The 24,046-nt window shown below is 63.2% G+C and carries 20 protein-coding genes; 10 read left to right on the top strand and 10 right to left on the bottom strand.

Annotated features, from left to right (window positions below):
• Window positions 1-8: 8 nt before the first annotated feature.
• The 3 genes from LVY65_RS08855 to LVY65_RS08845 form a co-directional block, all read right to left on the bottom strand.
• Window positions 9-2,012, bottom strand: coding sequence for a hybrid sensor histidine kinase/response regulator (locus tag LVY65_RS08855; RefSeq protein WP_235067686.1), 2,004 nt, complete (start codon window positions 2,010-2,012; stop codon window positions 9-11).
• Window positions 2,013-2,161: 149 nt separating this feature from the next.
• Complete coding sequence (locus LVY65_RS08850) at window positions 2,162-2,677, bottom strand: flavin reductase family protein (RefSeq protein ID WP_235067684.1); 516 nt, start codon at window positions 2,675-2,677, stop codon at window positions 2,162-2,164.
• 32 nt (window positions 2,678-2,709) lie between these two features.
• A complete protein-coding gene (locus tag LVY65_RS08845; RefSeq protein ID WP_235067683.1) occupies window positions 2,710-3,489 on the bottom strand; it encodes a phenylalanine 4-monooxygenase in 780 nt (259 codons plus the stop codon).
• A gap of 269 nt (window positions 3,490-3,758) precedes the next feature.
• On the opposite strand from LVY65_RS08845, the gene LVY65_RS08840 reads away from it, so the two are divergent.
• Window positions 3,759-4,244 (top strand): RrF2 family transcriptional regulator, encoded by a 486-nt coding sequence (locus tag LVY65_RS08840; protein ID WP_235067682.1) that lies wholly within the window; start codon window positions 3,759-3,761, stop codon window positions 4,242-4,244.
• A gap of 38 nt (window positions 4,245-4,282) precedes the next feature.
• On the opposite strand, the gene LVY65_RS08835 is transcribed toward LVY65_RS08840, so the two are convergent.
• Window positions 4,283-4,531, bottom strand: a complete 249-nt coding sequence (locus LVY65_RS08835) for a 4a-hydroxytetrahydrobiopterin dehydratase (protein WP_235067681.1) — start codon at window positions 4,529-4,531, stop codon at window positions 4,283-4,285.
• 82 nt (window positions 4,532-4,613) lie between these two features.
• Between LVY65_RS08835 and hppD the strand changes: the two genes are divergently transcribed.
• From hppD to paaD, 4 genes are read left to right on the top strand one after another with little or no spacing between them, the layout of a single operon-like run.
• Window positions 4,614-5,714 carry a 4-hydroxyphenylpyruvate dioxygenase gene (hppD, locus tag LVY65_RS08830; RefSeq protein WP_235067680.1) on the top strand — a complete coding sequence of 367 codons (1,101 nt, stop codon included), beginning with the start codon at window positions 4,614-4,616 and terminating at the stop codon, window positions 5,712-5,714.
• Window positions 5,711-6,139: a hydroxyphenylacetyl-CoA thioesterase PaaI gene (paaI, locus tag LVY65_RS08825; protein ID WP_235067679.1), complete on the top strand. Its 429-nt coding sequence runs from the start codon at window positions 5,711-5,713 to the stop codon at window positions 6,137-6,139. Before hppD ends, paaI begins: the two co-directional genes overlap by 4 nt.
• A gap of 44 nt (window positions 6,140-6,183) precedes the next feature.
• Window positions 6,184-7,386 carry a 3-oxoadipyl-CoA thiolase gene (gene pcaF, locus LVY65_RS08820; protein ID WP_235067678.1) on the top strand — a complete coding sequence of 401 codons (1,203 nt, stop codon included), beginning with the start codon at window positions 6,184-6,186 and terminating at the stop codon, window positions 7,384-7,386.
• Window positions 7,386-7,823 (top strand): 1,2-phenylacetyl-CoA epoxidase subunit PaaD, encoded by a 438-nt coding sequence (gene paaD / locus LVY65_RS08815; RefSeq protein ID WP_235067677.1) that lies wholly within the window; start codon window positions 7,386-7,388, stop codon window positions 7,821-7,823. The genes pcaF and paaD overlap by 1 nt, the downstream gene beginning before the upstream one ends.
• Here paaD and LVY65_RS08810 read toward each other — a convergent pair.
• From LVY65_RS08810 to LVY65_RS08800, 3 genes are read right to left on the bottom strand one after another with little or no spacing between them, the layout of a single operon-like run.
• Complete coding sequence (locus LVY65_RS08810; RefSeq protein WP_235067676.1) at window positions 7,820-8,809, bottom strand: chorismate synthase; 990 nt, start codon at window positions 8,807-8,809, stop codon at window positions 7,820-7,822. The genes paaD and LVY65_RS08810 overlap by 4 nt on opposite strands.
• On the bottom strand, window positions 8,806-10,098 hold the full coding sequence (gene aroA / locus LVY65_RS08805; RefSeq protein WP_235067674.1) for a 3-phosphoshikimate 1-carboxyvinyltransferase: 1,293 nt from the start codon (window positions 10,096-10,098) through the stop codon (window positions 8,806-8,808). Before aroA ends, LVY65_RS08810 begins: the two co-directional genes overlap by 4 nt.
• Window positions 10,095-11,288, bottom strand: a complete 1,194-nt coding sequence (locus LVY65_RS08800; RefSeq protein ID WP_235067673.1) for a 3-deoxy-7-phosphoheptulonate synthase — start codon at window positions 11,286-11,288, stop codon at window positions 10,095-10,097. Before LVY65_RS08800 ends, aroA begins: the two co-directional genes overlap by 4 nt.
• Window positions 11,289-11,365: 77 nt before the next feature.
• Here LVY65_RS08800 and LVY65_RS08795 point away from each other — a divergent pair, with 77 nt between their 5' ends.
• The 5 genes from LVY65_RS08795 (at window position 11,366) to LVY65_RS08775 (ending at window position 18,421) form a co-directional block, all read left to right on the top strand.
• Complete coding sequence (locus LVY65_RS08795) at window positions 11,366-12,697, top strand: dicarboxylate/amino acid:cation symporter (protein WP_235067672.1); 1,332 nt, start codon at window positions 11,366-11,368, stop codon at window positions 12,695-12,697.
• Window positions 12,698-12,855: 158 nt separating this feature from the next.
• Window positions 12,856-15,156, top strand: coding sequence for a glycosyltransferase family 4 protein (locus LVY65_RS08790; RefSeq protein ID WP_235067671.1), 2,301 nt, complete (start codon window positions 12,856-12,858; stop codon window positions 15,154-15,156).
• A gap of 6 nt (window positions 15,157-15,162) precedes the next feature.
• Window positions 15,163-16,443, top strand: coding sequence for a glycoside hydrolase family 130 protein (locus LVY65_RS08785; protein WP_235067670.1), 1,281 nt, complete (start codon window positions 15,163-15,165; stop codon window positions 16,441-16,443).
• Window positions 16,444-16,448: 5 nt separating this feature from the next.
• Entirely contained in the window at window positions 16,449-17,246 is a 798-nt protein-coding gene (locus LVY65_RS08780; RefSeq protein ID WP_408021986.1) for a class I mannose-6-phosphate isomerase, read from the top strand.
• Complete coding sequence (locus LVY65_RS08775) at window positions 17,246-18,421, top strand: acetyl-CoA C-acetyltransferase (protein ID WP_235067668.1); 1,176 nt, start codon at window positions 17,246-17,248, stop codon at window positions 18,419-18,421. The genes LVY65_RS08780 and LVY65_RS08775 overlap by 1 nt, the downstream gene beginning before the upstream one ends.
• Before the next feature lie 2 nt (window positions 18,422-18,423).
• Here LVY65_RS08775 and LVY65_RS08770 read toward each other — a convergent pair whose 3' ends face one another.
• From LVY65_RS08770 to LVY65_RS08760, 3 genes are read right to left on the bottom strand one after another with little or no spacing between them, the layout of a single operon-like run.
• Window positions 18,424-21,642 carry an error-prone DNA polymerase gene (locus LVY65_RS08770; protein ID WP_235067667.1) on the bottom strand — a complete coding sequence of 1,073 codons (3,219 nt, stop codon included), beginning with the start codon at window positions 21,640-21,642 and terminating at the stop codon, window positions 18,424-18,426.
• On the bottom strand, window positions 21,639-23,174 hold the full coding sequence (locus LVY65_RS08765) for a Y-family DNA polymerase (protein WP_235067666.1): 1,536 nt from the start codon (window positions 23,172-23,174) through the stop codon (window positions 21,639-21,641). The genes LVY65_RS08770 and LVY65_RS08765 overlap by 4 nt, the downstream gene beginning before the upstream one ends.
• Window positions 23,074-23,856: an ImuA family protein gene (locus tag LVY65_RS08760; protein ID WP_235067664.1), complete on the bottom strand. Its 783-nt coding sequence runs from the start codon at window positions 23,854-23,856 to the stop codon at window positions 23,074-23,076. Before LVY65_RS08760 ends, LVY65_RS08765 begins: the two co-directional genes overlap by 101 nt.
• Between the last annotated feature and the right edge of the window lie 190 nt (window positions 23,857-24,046).

Genomic DNA, 24,046 nt, shown 5'->3' with positions numbered 1-24,046 from the left:
CATTGGTCCTAGGCGGTCGTCCGCGCAAGGGCCGCACGGACCGCGTCCTCAAGCACCGCCGCGCGAAACGGCTTCGCCAGTATATTGGCATCGGGCGCGACCTTCCGGATCGCGTCGGTTTCATTGTAGCCCGAAACGAACAATATCGGCTGGTCGGGTTTCGTAGCCACAATGTGGGCGGCAACCTCCGCGCCCGACAGGCCGGGCATGACATAATCGATAACCACCAGGTCAGGCTGACACGCGCCGAAACGGTCGATCCCTTCGACCCCATCGGCGGCTTCGATCACGTCATGGCCATATTCCTCCAGGCTCGCGGCGATGAATTGCCGAACGTCATCGTCGTCATCGATCACCAGCACGGTCGCAGTTCCGCGGCTACGCCTCAGCTCGTGGCCAGTCTTGCCGCCACTAGCCGGTACCTCGCCGTCGCGATCGGCGCGGCGGAAATAGAGCCGGACCGTAGTCCCGACTCCCGGCTCGCTTTCGATCCGGACTCCCCCGCCTGACTGACGCGCCATGCCATAAACCATCGACAGGCCAAGGCCGGTGCCCTTGCCGACCTCCTTGGTTGTGAAGAAAGGTTCAAACGCCCTCGCCAATACCTCGGGCGCCATGCCCGCCCCGGTATCGGCAATCGAAAGCTCGATGTAGGTGCCGGGCTCCAGTTCCGGGTCATCGCCAATCCGCCGTCTTTGACTGCTGATGGTCAGGGTCCCGCCTTCGGGCATGGCATCGCGCGCGTTTATGGCAAGGTTGAGCACCGCCACCTCCAGCTGGGTCGGGTCGGCCAGGACCGGCATCAGGCGCGGGTCCAGATCAAACTCCTTTTCGATTCCTGGCCCAAGAACGTTGCGAAGCAGCGGCCGCATTTCCTCGATCAGCGGCGCGACATAAGTGGGCTTTACCTCAAGCCGCTGAACCCGACTGAAGGCCAGCAACTGCCCGGTTAGCCGAGCGCCGCGCTCGGCTGCGGCCAGCGCATTGTTGGCGTAACGCAACAGTCTTTCGTCGGTGACCTCCTTGGCGATCAAATCGAGTCCACCGACCACCACCGTCAGCAAATTGTTGAAGTCGTGTGCAATGCCGCCCGTCAACTGGCCGAGCGCCTCCATCTTCTGGCTTTGACGAAGCTGGTCTTGAGCGTGGCTCAGTTCGGCCGTTCGCTCGGCTACCTGCCGCTGCAGCTCGAGTTCGGCTTCCTTCGCTTCCGTAACGTCGCTGCCGGCGCCGATGAAACCGGACAGCGCGCCGTCGGCGCCGAACCGCGGTTGGGATACCGACCGAAGCCAGCGCCACTCACCATCGTGACGAAGGTAGCGCGCCTCCAGAGTAAATCGTTTGAGGCTCGCCTCTCCAGCGACGCTTTCGGCAATAATCCGCTCCTGGTCATAAGGATGGATCCGCTCGCGCCAATCGAGCAGCCGTGCTTCCTCTCGCGACAATCCGGTGAACTCGACATAAACGTCATTGACGAAATCGCGGGTGCGATCGAGCCGGGTGACCCACATCATCACAGGCGCCGAGTCGGCAATCCTCCGAAAACGGGCTTCGCTTTCCTTGAGCGCCCGCTCCGCCATCCGTTGCTCGGTAATGTCCTGAATCAGCAGGATCATCCCGATGACTTCGCCGTCGGCATTCGTTTGAGGAACATAATCGGCCTGAACAGCCAGAAGTCCGCGCGTCGGATGATTGAAATCCGCTGCGAACCATTGGCGCTCACCGGCAAACGCCGCTTCGATCAGGGGCCGACGAGACTCATAAGTCTTATCACCCAGCATTTCCCGCATGGTCCGGCCGAGCATTTCGCGACGAGGCCGTTCGAACCAATCGGCCAACGCCCGATTGATGAATCGATAATGTTCCGTCCGGTCGACAAATCCGATCATGATCGGAAGCGCGTCTGCGACAGCCAGTATCTGGGAGAAATCGAAGGATGCGCCGAGGTTGGGCAGCATATTGGCGACGGCCGCTGTCTCCAGTGCGTCGCTCTTCTGCCGCCGCCTTTTCACCGCTCCGCCCGTAGGCGAATCATGTTTCCCCCGGACCGCCATCAATTGACGCTGCGCCCATTTGACGCCGGAGTCACGCACCTGTGGATAAGTTTCAGGCGGGCCATTCCGCGTGCTTCGAGGCACAATAGGCGGCCGGTCGGCACAACTTAATCGAAGTGGAGCCGCCGATAGCGGCCGCGGAAATAGAGCAGCGGGTCGAGTCCGGATTCGAACGTCGCCTTCTTCACTTCGCCGACCAGTATATAGTGGTCGCCGCCTTCGTGAATCGCGCGGCGCGCACATTCGAACACCGACAGCGAATCCATCAATACCGGAACGCCATGTTCGCCAAGTGCCCAGGCCGTGCAGCCGAACCGATCTTCGACCCGGGTCGAAAAAGTAATCGACGCCGGCTGCTGGCCTGTCTGGAGCACGTTGACCGCGAAATGCTCGGCCTCACTCAGCGGTCCGGCACTCGCAGCCGCCTTGGCCACGCAGACAAGCAACAGCGGCGGATCGAGGCTGAGCGACGTAAAGCTGTTGGCAGTGAGTCCGACCGGGTGCCCCTCACTGTCGAGACAGGTGACCACCGTCACCCCGGTCGCGAAGCAGCCCAGCGCATCTCGCAAGGTGCGCGGGTCGGAGCCGGTTCGATACTCGCGGGCAACGGGGGCGTCGGTCATCGGCGCCGCCATAGCCGCCACATTCCGGCCCGTCACCCCGCGAGGCGTCGCAGGCCGGCCAGATCGAGCCGTTCCAGCTCGGCTGCTGCAGCATCCAGCGAATCCGATACGAAATAGAGCGGCTGGAAGGTGTCACTTCGATAACCGGTTGCTGCCGCATCGCGGACCGTGAAGCGGGGGCGCGGCACCTCGGCTTCAATCGCAAAATGCGCCTCGCCAAAGCTCGACGCGAGACCGGCGCCGAGGATTTTCACTTCGCCGCGCTCGCGCGCCAGCCCGAATTCGACACTATGCCAATAGAGGCGCGAGATCGTCTCGCCGAGACCATTCGCGATCGCCTGCACTCCGAGACGCCCTATGGCCTCCATCAACCGAGCGACCGGCTCATGTGCCAGCAGCGGTACGTGCCCGAAAATGTCGTGGAAGCAATCCGGCTCCTCCAGATAGTCGAGGCTGTCAGCCGATCGAATGAAATTGCCGATCGGGAAGGCACGCTCGGCGAGCATTGCGAAGAATGCATGGTCCGGAACCAGCCCCGGGACCGAAACACAGCGCCATCCGGACAGTGATTCCAACCGCTGGTTCAGGCGCTCGAGGTCGGGAATTCCAGGTTCGTCGAGCCCTAGCTTGGCAATCCCGTCGAGGAACGGCGTAACGATACGCGTGCCCAGGTACGGAACCTGCCGCGCGAACAACATGTCCCAGACGCGGTGTTCTTCCTCGCTGAAATGCGTCCAGTCCTGTGACACGAGATAGTCGCACCAAGCTGCCGGCAAGCGGTCGGCGGTCTGGGCGAAATCGGGCTGGAACATCGTAAACTCCTATTCGTGACGGCAACAAAAACCCCGCCGAAGCGAGGCTTGGCGGGGCGGTGGTTCGTTGGTCTGGGCGCGCTGCCTCAGCCGGTCTCCACCGCACTGAGATAATAATAGACCGCGCCCGACCGGAGGGTCGGCGAAGCAAGGCGGAAGGGTGCAAGCGCGGTCATCGCATGAACCCTATCGCATCGGTCGTGTGAACGAAAGATGGATATTAAGTGCGGGCGCTTGCGCCGCGCATCCCTACCGACCAAGATTACCCCATGCTTACCCAGAAGACGCGATATGCGCTTCGCGCCCTTCTCTACCTGATCGAAGAAGGTCACGGGGATGCGGTCCAACTGCCGCGGATAGCCGAGACGCAGAAAATCCCTCGCAAGTTTCTCGAGCTCATCATGCTGGACCTAAAGGCACTAGGCATCGTCAAAAGCGTGCGTGGCCCCAAGGGCGGCTATCGACTAACCCGTCATCCAAGAGGCATTTCGTTCGGTGAAGTCATCCGCGGGCTTGAAGGGCCAATTGCGCTGGTGCCTTGTGCCAGCGTCAATTTCTACAAGCGTTGCGGCGACTGCCATGATGAAGCCACTTGCGCCATCCGGCGGCTGTTTGTCCTGGTCCGCGACCGCAGCATCGACGTACTCAATTCCGTCAGCCTTGAGGACGGCGCCCGATGGGAGCTTAGGCTCACCGATGCTGACGCCGACAATAGCCATAGCGGCGACCCGCTCGCCGCCGACTGGCAAATCTGAACCCAAAACAGCGGCGAACGGAGGGCAAGGCGCGGACATCAGGACATTCGGTTGATAGCGTCAGCCAGTTTTTTGTCTCGTTCTGTAATGCCGCCGGTGTCATGGGTCGTCAGGTGGAAGTCGACGCGATTCCAGACGTTGGTGAATTCCGGATGATGATCGACCTTCTCCGCATGCATTGCTACCCGGGTGAGAAAGGCGAACGCCTCGGAAAAATCGGCGAACCGGAAGCTCTTTTCCAGCGCCTTGCCGTCCACGCTAATCGTCCACCCGTCGGGAATCTCCATGAGCCCGCCCTACCCGTCGGCCGCCCGTCTTGCAAAGCGTGGATGGCGAGCGCAGATGGCGCCAAATAAGGAGTTAAGAGTCATGGCCACTGCCACTTCCGTCGAGCTCGGCCCGCTGGGCCTTGAGAATCCGATGGGCACCGACGGCTTCGAGTTCGTCGAATATGCCGCCCCCGATCCCGAGCTGCTGCGCGGCCTGTTCACCAAGATGGGCTTTCCCGCCGTCGCCCGGCACAAGCGCAAGAACGTCACGCTTCATCGTCAGGGCGACATCAACTTCATCATCAATGCCGAGCCGGCAAGCTTCGCCGAAAAGTTCGCGGAGCTTCACGGGCCCTGTGCCTGCGCCATGGCGTTCCGGGTCAAGGATGCCAAGGCAGCCCATCAGCGCGCACTCGAATTGGGCGCAACCAACGTTGAGAATGACGTTGCCGCGGGCGAGCTCGATATCCCCTGCATCGAAGGAATTGGCGGGTCGCGGCTCTATCTGGTCGACCGATACGGGAACGGTGGTACCATCTACGACGTCGATTTCGACTTCGATCCCGACGCTGCCGAGAAAGAAGCGACCAACGCCACGCACCTCACCTATCTTGATCACCTAACTCACAATGTGAACCGCGGGCGGATGAATCATTGGGCCGAATTTTACGAGCGGCTCTTCAACTTTAAGGAAATCCGCTATTTCGACATCGAAGGGAAGATCACTGGCCTCTTCTCCAAGGCGATGACCAGCCCGTGCGGCAAGATCCGCATCCCCTTGAACGAGAGCCAAGACGACAAGAGCCAGATCGAGGAGTTCCTGCGCGAATATAAGGGCGAAGGCATCCAGCACATCGCGCTGGGCAGCGACGACATTTACCGGAGCGTCGACATTCTTCGATCGCGCGGGATTCCCTTTCAGGACACTCCGGACACCTATTATGAACTGCTCGACGAGAGGGTGAAGGATCACGGCGAGCCGACCGCTGAGCTAGAGAAGCGCCGCATCCTGCTCGATGGCGCACCAACCGAGGGCCAGGGCCTGCTGCTTCAGATCTTCACCCAGAATGTGATCGGCCCGATCTTTTTCGAAATCATCCAGCGCAAGGGCAATGAGGGCTTCGGCGAGGGCAATTTCAAGGCACTGTTCGAATCGATCGAGCTCGACCAGATCCGCCGCGGAGTGATCGACGCCGAATGAGCGCCAGCGAAGCTGACGCGCTCGCCCGGCGCGTCGCCGACACCATGCTGTCGAAGGAAGGCACAGGCCCTAGCTGGGGGCTGGTCATCGAGGAATCGCGTGAGGGATATGCCCGGGTGCGGATGCTGCTCCGCCCCGACATGGCCAACGGTCACGGCATCGTCCACGGCGGGATGATTTTCAGCCTAGCCGACAGCGCCTTTGCCTATGCCTGCAACAGCCGCAACGCGACCACAGTGGCGGCTCATGCCGCGATCAGCTTCCTGTCACCGGCCAAGGTCGGCGAAACCCTAATTGCCGAGGCAGTGGAGCGCTCTCGCAGCGGCCGCAGTGGGGTTTATGCGGTGCAGGTCAAGGCGGACGACGGCCGCACCGTCGCCGAATTCCAGGGCCTGTCGCGCGAAATTGGCGGAGCGATCGTCTAGGCATAACACTTGCCGGTTGGGGGCCACGACCCTAGGTGACGCCCATGAAAGAAGCCTTCGTCTGCGACGCCATCCGCACTCCCATCGGCCGCTATGGCGGCGCACTGAGCTCGGTCCGCGCCGACGACCTTGCCGCAATCCCGATCCGTGCCCTCAAGGACCGCAACCACCAGGTCGACTGGCTGACGCTCGACGACGTCATCCTCGGCTGCGCCAACCAGGCCGGCGAGGACAATCGCAACCTGGCAAGGATGGCCGGGCTGCTCGCAGGGCTGCCCGACAGCTCGGGCGGTGTGACGCTCAACCGTTTATGCGGCTCAGGTCTGGACGCCGTGGCGATGGCCGCGCGTGCGATCCGCGGCGGCGACGCCGAGCTGATCATTGCCGGCGGCAGCGAAAGCATGAGCCGAGCGCCGTTCGTCATGCCCAAGGCGATGAGCGCATTCGACCGAAATGCGGAGATTTACGACACCACCATCGGCTGGCGCTTCGTCAATCCGAAGATGCGTGACGCTTATGGCGACGACACCATGCCGTCCACGGCAGAGAATGTGGCCGAGGAGTATCAGATCAGCCGCGAGGACCAGGACAAGTTCGCGCTTCGTAGCCAACAAAAGACCGCTGCCGCTCAAAAAAATGGGCGGCTGTCGAAGGAAATCGTGGCGGTCACCATTCCCCAGCGCAAAGGTGATGCGATCGTCGTCGATACCGACGAGCATCCGCGCCTCACCAGCATCGACGCACTCGCCCGGCTGAAGCCGATCGTCCGGGGCGACGGTTCGGTGACTGCCGGAAATGCGTCGGGCGTCAATGACGGTGCGGCGGCGCTCATCATCGCCAGCGAGGAAGCGGCCAGGCGCCACGGCCTGACTCCACGTGCGCGCATCTTGGGCGCGGCCGTTGCCGGGGTTCCGCCACGGATTATGGGCATCGGTCCGGCGCCGGCTTCCGAGAAATTGCTTGCCCGGCTCAGCCTCAACATCTCCGATATCGACGTGATCGAACTCAACGAAGCATTTGCCGCCCAGGGACTGGCCGTGATTCGCCAGCTCGGCCTTGAGGATGAGGACCCCCGAGTGAACCCCAATGGCGGCGCGATCGCGCTCGGCCATCCGCTGGGCATGTCGGGTGCGCGGCTCGCGCTGACCGCGACCGAGGAGCTGCAGCAGGGTTCGCATCGCTACGCGCTAGCGACCATGTGCATTGGCGTCGGCCAGGGAATCGCGCTGGCGCTCGAGCGGGTGTGATGGGCGTCCGCGATATCTGGACCGTCCTCAAGGATGTTCCCGATCCGGAAATCCCGGCCGTGTCGGTGCTCGATCTTGGAATTGTCCGCTCGGTTGAAGAAGACAGGGTGATCATCACCCCAACCTATTCGGGCTGCCCCGCTACCCAGTTTATCGAACAAAGCATCCGCGATGCCCTCGACGCTGCGGGCTATCGCGACGTTGCCATCGAAACCCGGCTCGCCCCGCCATGGACGACCGATTGGATCAGCGAGGAGGGCAAGGCCAAGCTTCTCGCCTATGGCATCGCACCGCCGGATCTCGCCAAGTCTGCAACCTGCCCGCGCTGCAGATCGACCAATACCGAGGAGGTCAGCCGCTTCGGATCAACCCCGTGCAAGGCGCAATGGCGCTGCAAGGACTGTTTGGAACCGTTCGACCGATTCAAATGCCATTAGCCGCACTGGCCCCGGTGAAGCAGCTTCTGGTCCGCCAGGACAAGCGCAACCATCGCTTCGACTACGGGTCCGCCCCTTATCCCGACGCAAGGATCATGACGGCCTTTGGTCACCGCATCCATTTCGCGGCCCGACGCATCGATGCTGGGCACGGGCACACGGATCGACGAGGTCGGTTTGAATGCGACCCGGACGACGATCGCCTGCCCAGTCGAGATTCCACCGGAGATCCCGCCGGCATGGTTTGATTCGAAACGGCCGTCGGAGCGCATCGCGTCGGCATTTTCGCTTCCCTTCAATCGCGCCGCGCCGAATCCGTCGCCGATCTCGACTCCCTTGGCCGCGTTAATGCCCATGCACGCCCCCGCCAGCTTGGCATCAAGCTTGGCGTAAACCGGTGCACCCCAACCGGAGGGCACGCCCGTTGCAATGCATTCGACAATGGCGCCCAGGCTGTCGCCCGCAGCGCGCGCCTCATCGAGTATGGCTTCCCAGCGGCTTTCGTCCGCATCGCCGCCGATCTCGACCACGGCCGAGGCAATCTCAACCTCTGGAATCACGAGCCGCGCCACCGCCCCGCCGGCGACCCGCATCGCCGTTTCACGAGCCGAGGCACGTCCCCCGCCACGAGGGTCGCGAAGACCGTATTTTGCGTCGTAGGCGAAATCGGCATGCCCTGGCCGATAGGGGGCATCGATGGGATAGTCGGCGCTTCGAGCATCGACATTTTCGATCGTCATCGCGATCGGCGTACCTGTGGTGCGGCCCTCGTAAACTCCAGAGAGGATCTGTACACGGTCTGGCTCCTGCCGCGGAGAGACGTTCTTGGACGTCCCCGGCCGGCGAAGATCGAGGAAGCGTTGGACCCACGTGTCATCAAGCTCCAACCCCGGCGGACAGCCGTCCACGACGCACCCGATCGCAGGCCCATGGCTCTCGCCCCAGGTCGTCAGTCGGAACAAGTGGCCGAAGCTGTTGATGCTCATCTTAGGTCGGCCCCCAGTGCCTGCATCACCTCCGTAAAGCCGGGAAAGCTGGTGGCAATCATTTCGGCCCGGTCTACCTCGACCGGCTGTTCGGCGGCCAGGCCGAGCGCCAGGAAAGCCATGGCAATGCGGTGATCTCCCTGGGTCGCGACGTTTGCACCGCCTTGCACCTGGCCGCGTCCGAAAATTCGCAGCGTGTCCCCGTGCACCATCGCAACGACCCCGCATGCGGCGAGCCCCGCGACAATGGCGCCCAATCGGTCGCTTTCCTTGACCCGCAATTCGCCGAGCCCCTCGATCAAGCTTTCCCCATCGGCGAAAGCGCAGGCGACAGCCAGGGCAGGAATCTCATCGATCATCGCCGGGATTTGCTCGGGTCTAACGTGGCACGGCCGGAGGTGCGAATGCGTAATTCGGACATCGGCAACGATTTCGCCCGACTGCAAGCGCTCGTTGGAAAGCCTTATGTCTGTGCCCATTGCTTCCATGGTTTCGTAAAGCCCAGTGCGCAGTGGATTGACCAGCATGCCCCGGACAAGCACGTCGGACCCTGGCACGATCGCCGCTGCGACGAGCGGAAAAGCGGCGGACGAGGGATCGGCTCCAATCTTGATCTCGCACCCCACGAGCGTCCGGCGCCGGCCCAGTCGAGTAACTTGCCCACCTGGCGTCTCCGAATACTCAAGTTCGCACCCGAACCGAGCCAGCATCAATTCGGTGTGATTGCGGCTGGGCATCGGCTCGGTGATTGATACCGGGGCATTCGTTCCAAGACCGGCGAGCAGGACCGCCGATTTAACCTGGGCCGAGGCGGGCACGTTGCGATGGTCGATCCCACCCAGTTGCGTGCCCTGAACCGTCAAAGGCAGCCGATCGCCGCCCTCGATGATCGCCCCCATCCGCTCGAGCGGGACAGTCAACCGCTGCATCGGCCGGGTCGACAGCGATTCATCGCCGGTAAAGACCGCACGGACCGCCGGCATTCCTGCGACCGCACCTATCAGAAGCCGGGCAGTCGTCCCGCTATTGCCGCAGTCGATCGAACCGGGCGAGCGCCACGTACCGCCGCGAACAATCCACTTGCCGCCATCGCTGTGATCGACCCTCGCCCCAAACGCCTCAATCGCTCGCGCAGTGGCAAGCACATCGTCGCTTTCGAGCATGCCGCTGATCCGGGTCTCGCCTTCCGCCATTGCACCGAGAATCAGGGCGCGGTGCGAGCAGCTCTTGTCGCCCGGGATTGCCGCCTCGCCTGTCACGAACGAGCCCGGGGTCGCAACCAGCTTCAACCAAGCAGCTCCGCGACATGGGTCGCAAGGTCGATAGCCTGGGCGCGATTAAGGCGCGGGTCGCAGGCGGTAAGCCAATTCTTCTCCAGCTCGTCGATCGACGCCGGCCCGCGCCCGCCCAAGCATTCGGTGACGTCCAATGCACTCATTTCCAGATGCACTCCGCCACCATGCACCCCTTCGGATCGGGCAATCGCGAAGAAAGCGTCGATCTCCGCAAGGATATCGGGCAGCCGGCGCACTTTGCGCTTGCCGGTCATGCTGGTGTTGCCGTGCATCGGATCGATCGTCCAGACGACCGCCCGGCCCTCGCTCTTCAATGCGCGCATCAACGGGGGCAAAAGCTCACCGATCTTCCTCGCCCCAAAGCGCCCGATGAGCACCAGCTTGCCGTCGCTGTTGAGTGGGTCGAGCCGGTTCACCAGGTGCATCAATTCGTCGGCAGTCAGGCTAGGCCCACACTTCACGCCGACGACATTCTCGATCCCGCGCAAATATTCGACATGGGCGCCGTCGACCTGCCGGGTCCGATCGCCAAGCCATAGCATGTGGCCCGAAGTCGCCCACCACCGGCCAGCCGAGTCCCGACGAGTCAAAGGCTCCTCATAGGGGAGTAGCAATGCCTCGTGACTGGTGAAGATCGGGGCCCCGGTAGCTCGTGCTGCAGAAAGGCTGGCGGCCGTGCCGACCGACTGCATGTGCGCCCGAAGCATCCGCTGTGGATCCGCCTTGCGCACGGCCGCCTCGAACTCGATTCCGTTGACAATGTCGCCGCGGTACGCGGGTAGCGTGACGCCGTCGCGCGTTTCCTCATGCGCGCTGCGCGGCTTTGCGAACTGGCCCGCGATCCGCGCCACTTCGATCAGGGGACCATTGAGGGCAGGCTTGAGCCGTTCGGACATCGCGTCGAACAGGCCGGCAATCCCTGCCACCTGTTCGGCAACCGGATCGTCAAAGCTCTCAGCGCAGTCGCCGCCCTGAAGCAGGAAGCCACGCCCTTGGGCCAGTTCGGCCATAGCCGAGCGGAGTAGCGCCGCATCCTCGCAGGCGACCACCGGCCCTGCGCCCGACAGCCGCGCTTCGACCGCGTTCAGCAGCATTTCATCAGCATAGGCCGGCATCTGGCGGGCCGGTCGGCCGCGCCAGCTGGCCGGGAACCAGCCGAGGTTCGAAACAAGCGTCGCACTCATCGCTTCGCGCCCTAGCGCAAGCCTCGCCGCTTGCCAAAGCGCGGCGCTCCCGCTTTGCTCGCGCCTGAGGGGAAGCGATGACAATCAATTTCGACAAGGACGCGACGGTGCCGGCGGCCAAGCCCTGGTATCGGCATCTTTATGTCCAGGTACTGGTTGCGATCATACTGGGGGTGATCGTTGGCCATTTCTGGCCCGCTACCGGCGAAGCGCTCAAGCCGCTTGGCGACGGTTTCATCAAGCTGATCAAGATGATCATCGCCCCGGTGATCTTCCTCACCATCGTCACCGGCATCGCCGGCATGCGCGACCTGAGGCGTGTCGGACGGGTGGCATTGAAGGCGTTTGCCTATTTCCTCTTCTTCTCCACCCTGGCGCTGATTGTCGGCCTGGTCGTCGCCAATGTCGTCCGGCCGGGCGAAGGGCTCAATATCGACCCGTCGACCCTCGATACGTCGCAGATCGGCGATTATTCCGCCCAAGCCCATGACACCACGCTGACCGGCTTCCTGCTCGACATCATCCCCGATACTTTCCTGTCCGCGCTGACAGCCGGGCACATCCTCCAGACCCTGCTCGCGTCGATCCTGTTCGGCATCGCGCTGGCCCTGGTCGGCGACAGGGGGACAAAGATTCTCGACCTTTTGAACCAGCTTTCGCTGGTCATGTTCAGGCTCGTTGCGATCATCATGGCGATTGCCCCGGTCGGAGCGTTCGGGGCGATGGCCTTTACCATCGGCAAATATGGAATTGGGACGCTGGCGAACCTCGCCACGCTCGTCGCGACCTTCTATGCGACCGCGCTGTTTTTCGTGCTGGTCGTCCTCGGCACTGTCGCGAAACTTGCCGGCTTCTCCATCTTCAGGCTGATCGCTTACCTCAAAGCCGAACTGCTGCTGGTGCTCGGCACCTCATCGAGCGAAAGCGCCCTACCCTCGCTGATCGAAAAGCTGGAGCGAGCCGGCTGCCCAAAGTCGATTGTCGGACTGGTCGTGCCGACCGGCTATTCGTTCAATCTCGACGGCACCAATATTTACATGACGCTGGCTGCACTGTTCATTGCCCAGGCGACGGGCGTTCATCTCAGCCTTGGCGAGCAGCTGCTTTTGCTTTCGGTGGCAATGCTGTCGTCGAAGGGCGCGGCGGGCGTAACAGGCGCCGGCTTCATCACCCTGGCCGCGACCCTGTCGATCGTGCCCTCTGTACCTGTCGCGGGAATGGCGCTGATACTCGGCATTGACCGCTTCATGAGCGAGTGCCGAAGCCTAACCAACTTCATTGGCAATGCGGTCGCCACTGTGGTCGTCACCCGCTGGGAGAATGCGCTCGACCGGGAGCAGTTCGATGCCGCCCTGGCCGGAGAATTGCCAAGCGTCGACAGACTCGATCCGGCCGAAATCGCCGCCTGACACGGGGCGGCAGACCGATCAAGTTGCGCAAGCATTGCTGCATCGCACAATAATTTCTTGTGCGAGCGCGAACGTGGTATGAACCAGAGTCCGTTCCAATCGTTGGGACATATGCGGCTCTTCGGCCGCCTAGCACCCATTCGTGAAACTGAGGCGTAATGTTCGAGTCCGATTTCCTGACCAATCACGACGACGAACGCATCTCCGCGCGGTCGGCGCCGTTCCATCATCTGGCGCTGATCGGCAATGCATTGCCGCGCCGATGCGGATTGGCCACCTACACCAGCGATGTCGCCGACGCGCTTCGCCAACGCTACCCGACGATGAAGCTGGACCATTATGCGATGGATGACGGGTCGGGCGTTAGTTACCCGGATCCCATCGTCACGATCGACGCCGAAAACCCCGCCGCGTATCGCGATGCGGCCGAGCGGATCAAGGCGAGCGGGGCCGAGGCGATCTGGCTGCAGCATGAATTTGGAATCTTCGGCGGAGCTGCCGGTTGCGACATCCTTGAGCTTACCAGCGCGACGAAATTGCCTCTGATCGTCACCCTGCATACGGTGCTGGAGCATCCGAGCGACGAGCAGGAAGCGGTGCTGAACCGGCTCATCGCCCGCGCCGAGCGGACAATCGTCATGGCCAAGACTGGCGCGGAAATTTTGGAACGGCGATACGGCGTTTCGCCGGGCCGTATCAGTGTCATCCCCCACGGGGTCCCTGATCGACCGCTGCGCGATCCTGATGAGTTAAAGCCGCAATTCGACTGGCAGGGACGCAAAGTGCTGATGACGTTCGGGCTGATTACGCCTGACAAGGGCATCCGCCACATGATCGAGGCGATGCCGGCGATCGTGAAGGAACATCCAGACGCACTCTACGAAATCGTCGGCGCTACCCACCCGAATCTGGTCCGCAATGCAGGTGAAAGTCATCGCACTATGCTGATCGATCTCGCCCGCGATTTGGGCGTCGAAGATCATGTGCGCTTTGTCGATCGGTTCGTTGAACAGGAAGAGCTGCTCGACATGCTCCAGGCGGCGGACATCTATGTCACGCCCTACCTCAACATGGCGCAGGTGACCTCGGGAACTCTCAGCTATGCGGTAGCAGTCGGAAAGCCGGTCATTGCGACCCCTTACGCCCATGCGCGGGAAATATTGTCCGACGGACATGGACTGATCGTCTCCCCCGGCGATCCTGCTGCCTTGGCGATAGCCACGAACGACCTGCTTTCAAACGACGAGCAGCGCCATTCGCTGGCTCGATCAGCCTATCGCCGGGGCCGCGAAATGCTCTGGCCCCGGGTGGTCGAACGTTCGCTCGGGCCGCTGGCGGAGAAACCCAAGTCGACCGTGCGTCCGCTACTGCCCCGCTCCCCCGCCCTGCCGCTCGACGCGATCCGGCGAATGACCGACGGGGTCGGCATGCTGCAGCATGCGGTCTATTCGATGCCGGATCGCAATCACGGCTATTGCATCGACGATAATGCCCGGGCGCTAATGGTTGCGGTTCGACGGAATGACGAGGAGGCGGCCACTCTGGCTCCGATATTCGCTGCCTTCGTCCAGCATGGTTGGAATCGCGACTTGCGCCGGTTCCGCAATTTCATGGGCTATGACCGGCAGTGGCTTGAATCATCGGGCTCGGAAGACAGCAATGGCCGCACGCTGTGGGCGCTCGGCATGACGGCAGCACGATCGCCGTCCCCCGGATTGCGCGATTGGGCGCTGCAATTGTTTGAAGAAGCCGCGCCCCTCGCTGGCGAGCTTGGTGCGCCTCGGGCCAAGGCTTTTGCCGCACTCGGCGGTTACGAGTTGCTTCAGGCCAGGCCCGATCACGATCTGTCGCGATGGCTGCTCGGACAATCCGCCGAGCTGCTGACGCACTTGCATTTCCGCTACTCCCGGGACGACTGGGACTGGTTCGAGCCGGAGCTTGCCTATGACAATGCCCGCCTGCCGGAGGCGCTGATCCGGGCGGGAATGGTGCTCGGTGAGCCGTCGATGGTCGAACGTGGCCTTGCCACGCTTGATTGGCTTGTTCGACAGCAAACCGGTCCGCGCGGAACGTTCCGGCCGGTTGGCTGCAAGGGCTTCAGCCGGCCTTATGCACCGCCGCTGGCCTTCGACCAGCAGCCGGTGGAAGCGGTAGCGACGATCGATGCAGCTTCCGCCGCCCATGAAGCGAGCAAGCATGGGGGATGGAGCCAGGTGGCCCGCGACGCATTTGCCTGGTTCTTTGGCGACAACGACGCCGGCGCCCCCTTGGCCGACGCCAGGGACGGGAGCTGTTTCGATGGCCTGATGGCCACCGGGATCAACCGCAACCAGGGCGCGGAGTCGATCCTGGCGCTCCACCTCGCCGCGTTGACGATGCGGGAGAGCTTCGGCCTGACCAAACAGGCTGGACAGGAGAGCCGTGTGGAAGCAGATACGAGGACCCTCGCCGCTTCCTAGAGACTCATGATCCAATCCCAACTCCACCCGCTACGACTGAAGGCGGACCCTGCCCGAGTCGTCGTACGGCCGTTCCACCTTGCCTGGCAGGGCAATCGGTCCGACCCGGGCCGTGCGGGCCGGCTGGTTGATTCAGTACTGAAACTCGATGATCGCGAGATCGGCCGCCAGCTCAGAATGGTGATGCAGGACTTCGAACAGCGCCACTGGCAGACTCGCAAGGTCTTCCTCAACCGCTTCAAGGAGATTTGCTCCCTTCTCAACCTGTCGCTGGAAGGAATCGGCGACAAGCGGCAGCAGCTGATCGGTGCCTATTTCTGCCAGGAATATAGCTACGCCGCGGCGGCGCTGATGAATCCCAGCATTGTGCCTCACCCCGACCAGACGGGGCTCGACCGGCACACCACTCGAATTTTGCTGTCGCTTCGCGCCGTCGGCGAAGGCCATATCAGTTCGATCGCCTTTCGAGAGGGACTGGTGTCGGCCAGCGGCGGACTCCAGCTGGCGCCCGAGCCGCCGTTCGCGACGGCCGCGGACTCGCCCGAGCTGGACCAGGTGATCGACGGGCCGGTTACGGTCTACCGGCACGAAGATGCCAATTTGTCGGGAACGGTGATTTTTCCGGTTACACCGGCACAGTCCAACGGGCTCGAGGATCTCCGGCTAACCTATTTCACCCATGACGATGGTAGTCAGGAATATATCGGCACCTACACCGCCTATTCCGGCAAGGGCATTCGTTCCGAGTTGATGCGGACCTGCGATTTCCGCTCGATCGATCTTATCCCGATGACCGGCGAAGCGGCCCGCAACAAGGGAATGGCGCTGTTCCCGCAGAAAATTGGCGGACAATATATGATGCTCGGCCGGCAAGACGGGCAGAACATGTTCCTGTTGAGGTCGGACGATCTCACGCAATGGGACGGCGGCGACCTGTTGATGGGGCCGAAATATGCGTGGGAGTTCATTCAGATCGGCAATTGCGGGGCACCTATCCTTATTGACGAAGGCTGGCTGGTACTGACCCACGGTGTCGGCGCCATGCGGCAATATGCGCTGGGGGCGGTTCTGCTCGACCGCGACGATCCTTCGAAAATCCTCGGCCGCACTCGCTATCCGATCCTCGAGGCAGAGGACGATGACCGCAACGGCTACGTCCCGAACGTCGTCTATACATGCGGCGGCATGCGCGTCGGCGACCAATTGTTCATGCCATATGGCATCTCGGACAGCTCGATCGGCTTCGCCTTCCTTCCGCTGAAGGATCTTGTGGCAGCGCTGAGTTGAGCGAAGTGCAAAAGCTCGCCACCAGGATCGTCGAAAAGCCATGGGGCAGGCGCGGAATCGACCCTCGCTTCGCGGTCGAACCCGGTCGACAGGTTGGCGAGATTTGGTTTGAGCCGCCGTCGGGCCGAGAGCTCGACGTGATGGCGAAATATCTCTTTACCACTGAGCGGCTGTCGATCCAGGTCCATCCCGACGACAAGACGGCGCAGGAACGCGGTTATGCTCGCGGCAAGGACGAGTGTTGGATCGTGCTAGACGTTGCCGAGGATGCCGAGCTTGGTATCGGCACGGTTCGCGACCTTGCGCCTGCCCAGTTAATGACCGCGGCGCGGGACGGGTCGATCGTTGATCTGATCGATTGGCGGAAGCCGAAAAAGGGCGACTTCATTTTTAATCCCGCTGGAACGATCCATGCGCTTGGGCCCGGCCTCACCGTGCTTGAGATCCAGCAGGCCGTCGACCTCACTTATCGCCTCTACGATTACGGTCGCCCACGCGAGCTTCACCTCGATGAAGCGGCCGGCGTCGTCATGCCCCGCCCGCATCATAATTCGCTCGATACCAGGGTCGACAACGAAAGCCGCGTGTTGGTCGACGGACCTCATTTCGGGGTTGCCTGGTGCGTTAAGTCTCCACCCGAATTGCCCGCCGCATTGCGCGACGTGCAACTGCTTCCCATCGACGCGCCTGCTGGCGGGATCAATCCAGGTGAATGCGCCCTGGTCGACAATGACGTAGCGAGAAGCCTGAGCAGCGGGGGAACGTTCGTCCTCGCCTGGTCAACCGAACCAAGGAGCAGTTGATGGCCGAAGCCTATATCGTGGAAGCGCTGCGCACTGCGGGCGGGCGACGTGGCGGCGCCTTGCGCGATTGGCACCCGGCCGACCTTGGCGCCGCGGTACTTGACGCATTGGTCCAGCGCAGCGGCATCGACCCCGCCGCGATCGAGGATGTCATTGTCGGGTGCGTCAGCCAGGTCGGCGAGCAAAGCTTCCATATCGGCCGCAACATGGTGATGGCTTCCGATCTTCCCGACAGCGTCCCGGCCGTCAGCATCGACAGGCAGTGTGGCAGCTCCCAGCAGGCGCTGCATTTCGCCGCGCAGGCCGTGATGAGCGGGACGCAGGACATGGTCATCGCCGCTGGCGTTGAAAGCATGACGCGCGTGCCGATGGGGACGCCGGTTATCCTGCCGATGCAGGCCGGCATCGGCATCGGGCCATGGCCCAAGTCGATCAGGGACCGTTACGGCGTCAATGAATTCAGCCAGTTCACCGGCGCCGAGATGATGGCCCAGATTTACGGATTCAGCCGCGAAGAGCTCGACGCCTTTGCCTTGTCGAGCCACCGCAAGGCGGCCGCGGCGGCGGACAGCGAGGCATTTGAGCGGGAGATCGTCATCCTTGAGGGCGTCGACAAGGAAGGCAATGCGCGGCGCCACGACCGCGACGAAGGCATCCGCGCCGATGCAAGCCTTGAAGGCCTTGCCGAACTGAAGACGATTACCGCCAACGGCATGATCACCGCCGGCAATGCCAGCCAGGTCTGCGATGGTGCGTCGGGCGTGCTGATCGTTTCGGAGCAGGGACTCAAGCAGCACGGCCTCACCCCCATTGCCCGGATCGATAATCTGACGGTCACCGCCGGCGACCCGGTGATCATGCTGGAGGAACCGATCCCCGCGACCCGCCGTGCGCTTCAGCGGTCGGGGCGCAAGCTCGACGAGATCGACCTTTACGAAGTCAACGAGGCCTTCGCGCCGGTGCCGCTGGCCTGGCTGAAGGAAATCGGCGCCGACCCGGATCGGCTCAACGTCAACGGCGGTGCAATTGCGCTCGGCCATCCCTTGGGGGCGAGCGGTGCCAAGCTGATGGCGACGTTGGTCCATGCGCTTCGCGCGCGCGGCAAGCGCTATGGTCTCCAGACCATGTGCGAAGGCGGCGGAATCGCCAATGTGACGATCGTCGAGGCGCTCTGATTTCAGTGGAAATCGCGCGATTTCGGGAGGACGCGAACGTTCCTGGGATGGCCGTGACGTGGATAGGGTTCATTGGTCGGCGGTTCGCGTTCGGTAAGGCTGCTTAGCAGTGCGCTGCGGTCGAACACCCGCCGCGCCATCAGGTGCATCACCCCTTCCTTGCTCCGCTGGATCTCGCCTTCTACCTCCATCAGCCGGGCGGCCATCACCGCGCGGCGATAGCGTTCGAAATCGCGAGCCCACAGCAGCACGTTGGTGATTCCGGTTTCATCCTCCAGCGTGATGAAAAGGGCATTGCCCTTGCCCGGCCGCTGGCGGATCAGCACCACACCGGCGACCCGGATGATCGAGCCATTGCGCGCCTTGGCCGCGCCCATGCAGCTCAGCACGCCCTCCGGCTCGAACGCTCCACGCAAAAATTGCATCGGATGGCCTTTGAGCGACAGGCGTATCACCTGGTAATCGGTGACGATCTCCTCCGGCAGCGGCATCGCCGGCAGCCTGGCGTCCGCCTCCTCGCCCAGCTCCGCCGCCTCGGCCGCGGCGAATAGCGGCAGCACACCCTGCGGAGTCCGCCGCGCTTCCCATAATGCCTCGCGCCGGCCGAGCCCGATCGAGCCGCAGGCATCGGCATCGCCAAGCAATCTTAGCGCGCGCGACGGCAATCCGGCGCGCTGCGCCAGCTGTTCGACATGAGTGAAGCCCGCGCCCCGCGCCGCGACCAGTTCGGTCGCCCAATCCTCGCGGAAACCGTCGATCTGGCGGAAACCCAGGCGGATCGCGAGCGATCCATCGTCACGCCGTTCCAGCAGATTGTCATATCCGCTGGCGTTGATATCCGCGCCGCGCACCTCCACCCCATGCTCTCGTGCGTCGCGGACCAATTGGGCGGAGGCATAGAACCCCATCGGCTGCGAGTTGAGCAGCGCGCAGGTGAACACCGCCGGATGATGGCATTTTAGCCAGGCCGAAACATAGACCAGCTTGGCAAAGCTCTGGGCATGGCTTTCGGGAAATCCATAGCTTCCGAAGCCCTTGATCTGGTTGTAGCAGCGCTCCGCGAAGACTCGGTCGTAACCGCGCCGCACCATCCCCTCGACCATTTTCGATTCATAGCGATGGATCGTTCCGGCGTTGCGGAAGGTGGCCATGGCCCGGCGAAGGCCGTTGGCCTCGTCCGGCGTGAAACCCGCCGCGACGATGGCGATCTTCATCGCCTGTTCCTGGAACAGCGGCACGCCAAAGGTGCGGCCGAGCACAGTCTTCAATTCGTCGGCGGGATATTCCGGCCCCGGTGATGGCAGGTCGGCCTTCTCTTCCCCATTGCGGCGACGAAGATAGGGATGGACCATATCGCCCTCGATCGGCCCGGGACGGACCAGCGCCACCTCGATCACCAAATCGTAAAAGCAGCGCGGCTTGAGCCTGGGCAGCATATTGATCTGGGCCCGGCTTTCGACCTGGAACACGCCGATGCTGTTGCCCTTGCACAGCATGTCATAGACAGCCGGATCCTCGAGCGGGATCGTGTCGAGCCGATAATCGCCAAGCCCGTGCAGCCGCATCAGATCGAAGCTTTTGCGGATGCAGGTCAGCATGCCGAGCGCGAGCACATCGACCTTCATCAGGCCCAATGCGTCGATGTCGTCCTTGTCCCATTCGATGAAAGTGCGGTCCTGCATTGCCGCATTGTGGATCGGCACCATCTCGTCCAGCCGTCCCTCGGTCAGCACGAAGCCCCCGACATGCTGCGACAAATGGCGGGGGAAGCGTAGCAGCCGGTCGACCAGCGCCTTCATTCGCGCGATCTCGGGATTGGCGAGCGTCAGCCCGGCCTCGGCGAACCGCCCGTCCTCCAAATCATTTTCGTAGCTGCCCCAGGTGGTGCTGGCGAGCTTGGCGGTGACATCCTCCGACAGGCCCAAAGCCTTGCCAACCTCGCGCACCGTGCTTCGCGAACGATAGTGAATCACGGTCGCGGCGATCCCCGCCCGTTCCCGGCCGTAGCGCTCATAAATATACTGCATCACCTCCTCGCGGCGCTCATGCTCAAAGTCGACATCGATGTCGGGCGGCTCGCGGCGCTCTTCCGAGAGGAAACGAGTGAAGAGGAGGTTGTTCTCGACCGGGTCGATCGCGGTAATCCCGAGCAGGTAACAGACCAGCGAATTGGCGGCCGACCCGCGCCCCTGGCAGAGGATCGGCGGTTCCTGGCTTCGCGCAAAGCGGACAATGTCATGCACGGTCAGGAAATAGTTGGCGTATTGGCATTTGCGGATAAGGCCGAACTCCTCATCCAGCACCTTTCGCCATTTGGTAGGCAAACCGTTGAGAAATCGGCGGTTGGCCTCCCCAGTCACCAGATGCTCAAGCCAGCCTTGCGCCGTCCAGCCGTCGGGCACCGGCTCATGCGGATATTCGTAGCGCAGCTGGTCGAGCGTGAAGTCGATGCGCCTCAGGAAGTTGAGGCTTTCTTCGACCGCCTCGGGGAAATCGCTGAACAGCCGCGCCATTTCCCGCGGCGGCTTCAAATGCCGCTCGGCATTGGCCGCGAGCAGCCGGCCTGCCGTCTGGATCGTTGCGCCCTCGCGGATGCAGGTGACGATGTCGTGCAGCGGCCGATCGGCGGGCGAGGCGTAAAGCGCGTCGTTGGTCGCGAGCAACGGAATTCCGGTACCCTGCGAAAGCCGCTTCAGCTTCGCCACCCGCCTGTCGTCGCTTCCCGCCCGCGGCATGGCGGCGCCCAGCCACACCGTGCCTGGCCGCGCTTCGGCCAAGCGACGCAACAGGAATTCATGCCTTTTCTCGGCCATGACGATCAGCAGCAGATCCTCGGCATGGGCAAGGAGGTCGCCGAAATAGAGGTGACAATCTCCTTTCTTCGCCCGGCGGTTGCCGACGGTCAGCAGCCGGGTAAGCCGCCCCCAGCCGCGGCGCGTGGCTGGATAGGCAATGACGTCGGGAGTGGCGTCGGCGAACACCAGCCGTGCACCGACCGCCAGCTTGAAATCGATCTCGCCGGCCAGCGCTGCCCGCGCTTGTTCCTTCGCATCGTTGATCGCGACCCAGGCGCGGACCACGCCGGCGACGCTGTTGCGATCGGCGATGCCGATCCCGGCCATGCCCAGTTCCAGCGCCTTTGCGACCATGTCCGACGGATGCGATGCTCCTCGCAGGAAGCTGTAATTGGTCGCCGCGACCAACTCGGCGAAGGCGCTCATGCGAACAGCCCGTGGAGATACCAGCCGGGATCGGGCTTTTCGTCATAGAGCCCATGACGGAAGACCCAGAAGCGACGGCCGCGCGCGTCCTCGATCCGGTAATAGTCACGCGTAAGGCCGGGACGATCGACCTCGCCGTCGCGCCGTTTCCACCATAGGCTGGCGATTCGCTCCGGCCCCTCGAACCGACGTACCTCATGGAAAACGCGGCGCCAGCGGAAGCGATACGGCGGGCCATCGGGCACTTCGGCGATCACCTCGATCGGCTGGGGCGGGTCGAACAGGTGAAGCGGACGCATCGGCGGTTCGCCGGGCTCCGGGACTGGCCAAGCAGCGACCGGCACACATGACTCGACCGCCGGCAAGGCGAGCTGCATCTGCTCGGGAATGTGGGTGTCGACGGGAACCAGACGGCGAACCCGGTTACGCCCCAACCGGGTGCTCAGCCGGTCGATCAGCGCGGCGACCTCCGCATCCTTTGCCGGCCCGCCTTCCAGCTTGAGCTGCGCGGCGGCAAGCGGCTCGATTACCGGCACCGCCAGCCGGATGAGGTCGAACCCGAAGCCGGGGTCGATCGGATCGCTCAGTCCCTCGATCCGCTCCTCGAACAGGCGGACCACCAGGGCAGCGTTGCGGGTCGGCTGGCTGGTTTCGACGACCAGTGGACGCACCAAGCCGTCGCTGCGGAAAAAGGCGGCCTCGAACTGCCTCCCCCCGGCCTCGACTTGCTCGAGCTGGCGCACGGTTTCGGCGGCCAGTTCGCCCAATGTCTCCAGCGCATATTCGGTCCGTGCGACCGGTTCCGCAAAGCGCCGCTCGGCAAGGATTGGGGCGGGCTTGATGCGTGGGGTGATCGGCCTGCTGATCTCGCCCAGCAGATGGCGCAGGGCCTGCGCCGCCTCGCCGCCAAAGCGCGCCGCGATCGCCGCCATCGGCCGCGCCGCCATGTCGTTTATGGTCTTCAAACCAGCACGGAGCAGCCCTTGCGTCGCCTCCGGTTCCAGCTCGAGCGACGCCACCGGCAGCTGTCGAACTTCCGTCGTCTGGAAGCGAGCGAGGGCATGGGCCGCGAAAGGAGTAGCAGCGAAGGCATGGCGCATGGACATGCCGAGCTCGGCCATGCGCTTCTCGACATCCGCCACCAGCCCCTCCTCACCACCGAACAGGTGCGCACAGCCGGTAACGCCGAGGATGATGCCATCGGGCGAATCCACTTCGACCATTGGCGTATAGCGAATGCAGCCGTCGGCAATGCGTTCGAGCCAGACACGATCGGCGGCCTCATCGCGGTCGAAGACAATGAGTTCCGGTACCCGCGCCCTTGCATCTGCCGGGGTCATTCCTGCCGCCAGCCCCAGCGCTGTTGCCGCCTGGTCGACCGCCGCCAACCGCAGCGCAGCCTTCACCTTCTCGGTGAAGGCGAGCGGCGTCTCAGGCACTAAGCCGCAGCCCGTCCGCCGAAGCCGGTCGGTGGGAAGGAAGGGGAACCACAGCGCCAGGTAGCGCCGGTTCGTTGAAGGCAAGTCGGTCACGATCCCACTCCAGGCGCCAGCGCATCCCCGACGGGCCCGCGCGCCGGCGCAGCAATTCGATTTCAAACTGAGGCGGCCCGGGCGCATTGGCCTCCAGTACGCGCGAAGGGGCAGCGCTGACCGCCCAGCGCGTGTCGGCGGCGCTTGGGCCGGGCTCCGCCTCCAACCGCAACAGGAACAGCGTCATTCCCGACTGCTCGGCAGCGAGCGCCAGGCGTCGGCTGGCAGTCAGGTCGAGCACCGGGCACTTGCCCCAGCATTCGACGATCAGCGCCCCCAGTCCGGCGCAACGCGCCGCGTCCGCGGCGGCCTTGAGCAATGCCTTAGCGTCGGGGGCCAGGCCCAGCACCAGTGCGTCCGGATCGCCGCCCAGCTCAGCCAGGCCCGGTGCATGGAAACCGCCGCCGCGCCGCTCGGCCTCATCGGTCTTGAGCCAAAGGATCGGTCCGCCCAACGCGGCTTGAATCGCGAGCATGGCGGCAAAGCCCAGCGAACTGGCCGAATCATCGGCCTCGGCGGCGAACAGCTCGTGCACCCGTCCGCGCATGAGGCCCCCGCCCAAGGCTGCGTCGAGCGCCTTATGGCCGGTGGCGAAGCGCGCCACTTCGACCGAGCGTTCGCCCCCCGCAATCCAGGCGAGTTGTTGCCTCAGCATGGCAAGATGATCAACCGACTCGCGCATTGTTTGTTCCCTATATGTTCCAATTGCGCTTCAGGTTTTTAAGAGTCAAGCGGATGAAAATGCAGGGGAATGGCCAAGTCCCGAAATCAGCGCAGGGGCACTTGCAGCCAGCACACCACAACCTCCGTTTAATTTCGGGACACCGGAACTCAATTCACGCTGAAGTTTTTCTCACGCTTGGGGGGAGCTG

The organism is Sphingomonas cremea (assembly GCF_021502585.1).
GTDB classification, from domain to species: Bacteria; Pseudomonadota; Alphaproteobacteria; order Sphingomonadales; family Sphingomonadaceae; genus Sphingomicrobium; species Sphingomicrobium cremea.
The sequence above is the reverse complement of the archived record's forward strand: the minus strand, read 5'-3'. Positions and strand labels throughout refer to the sequence as shown.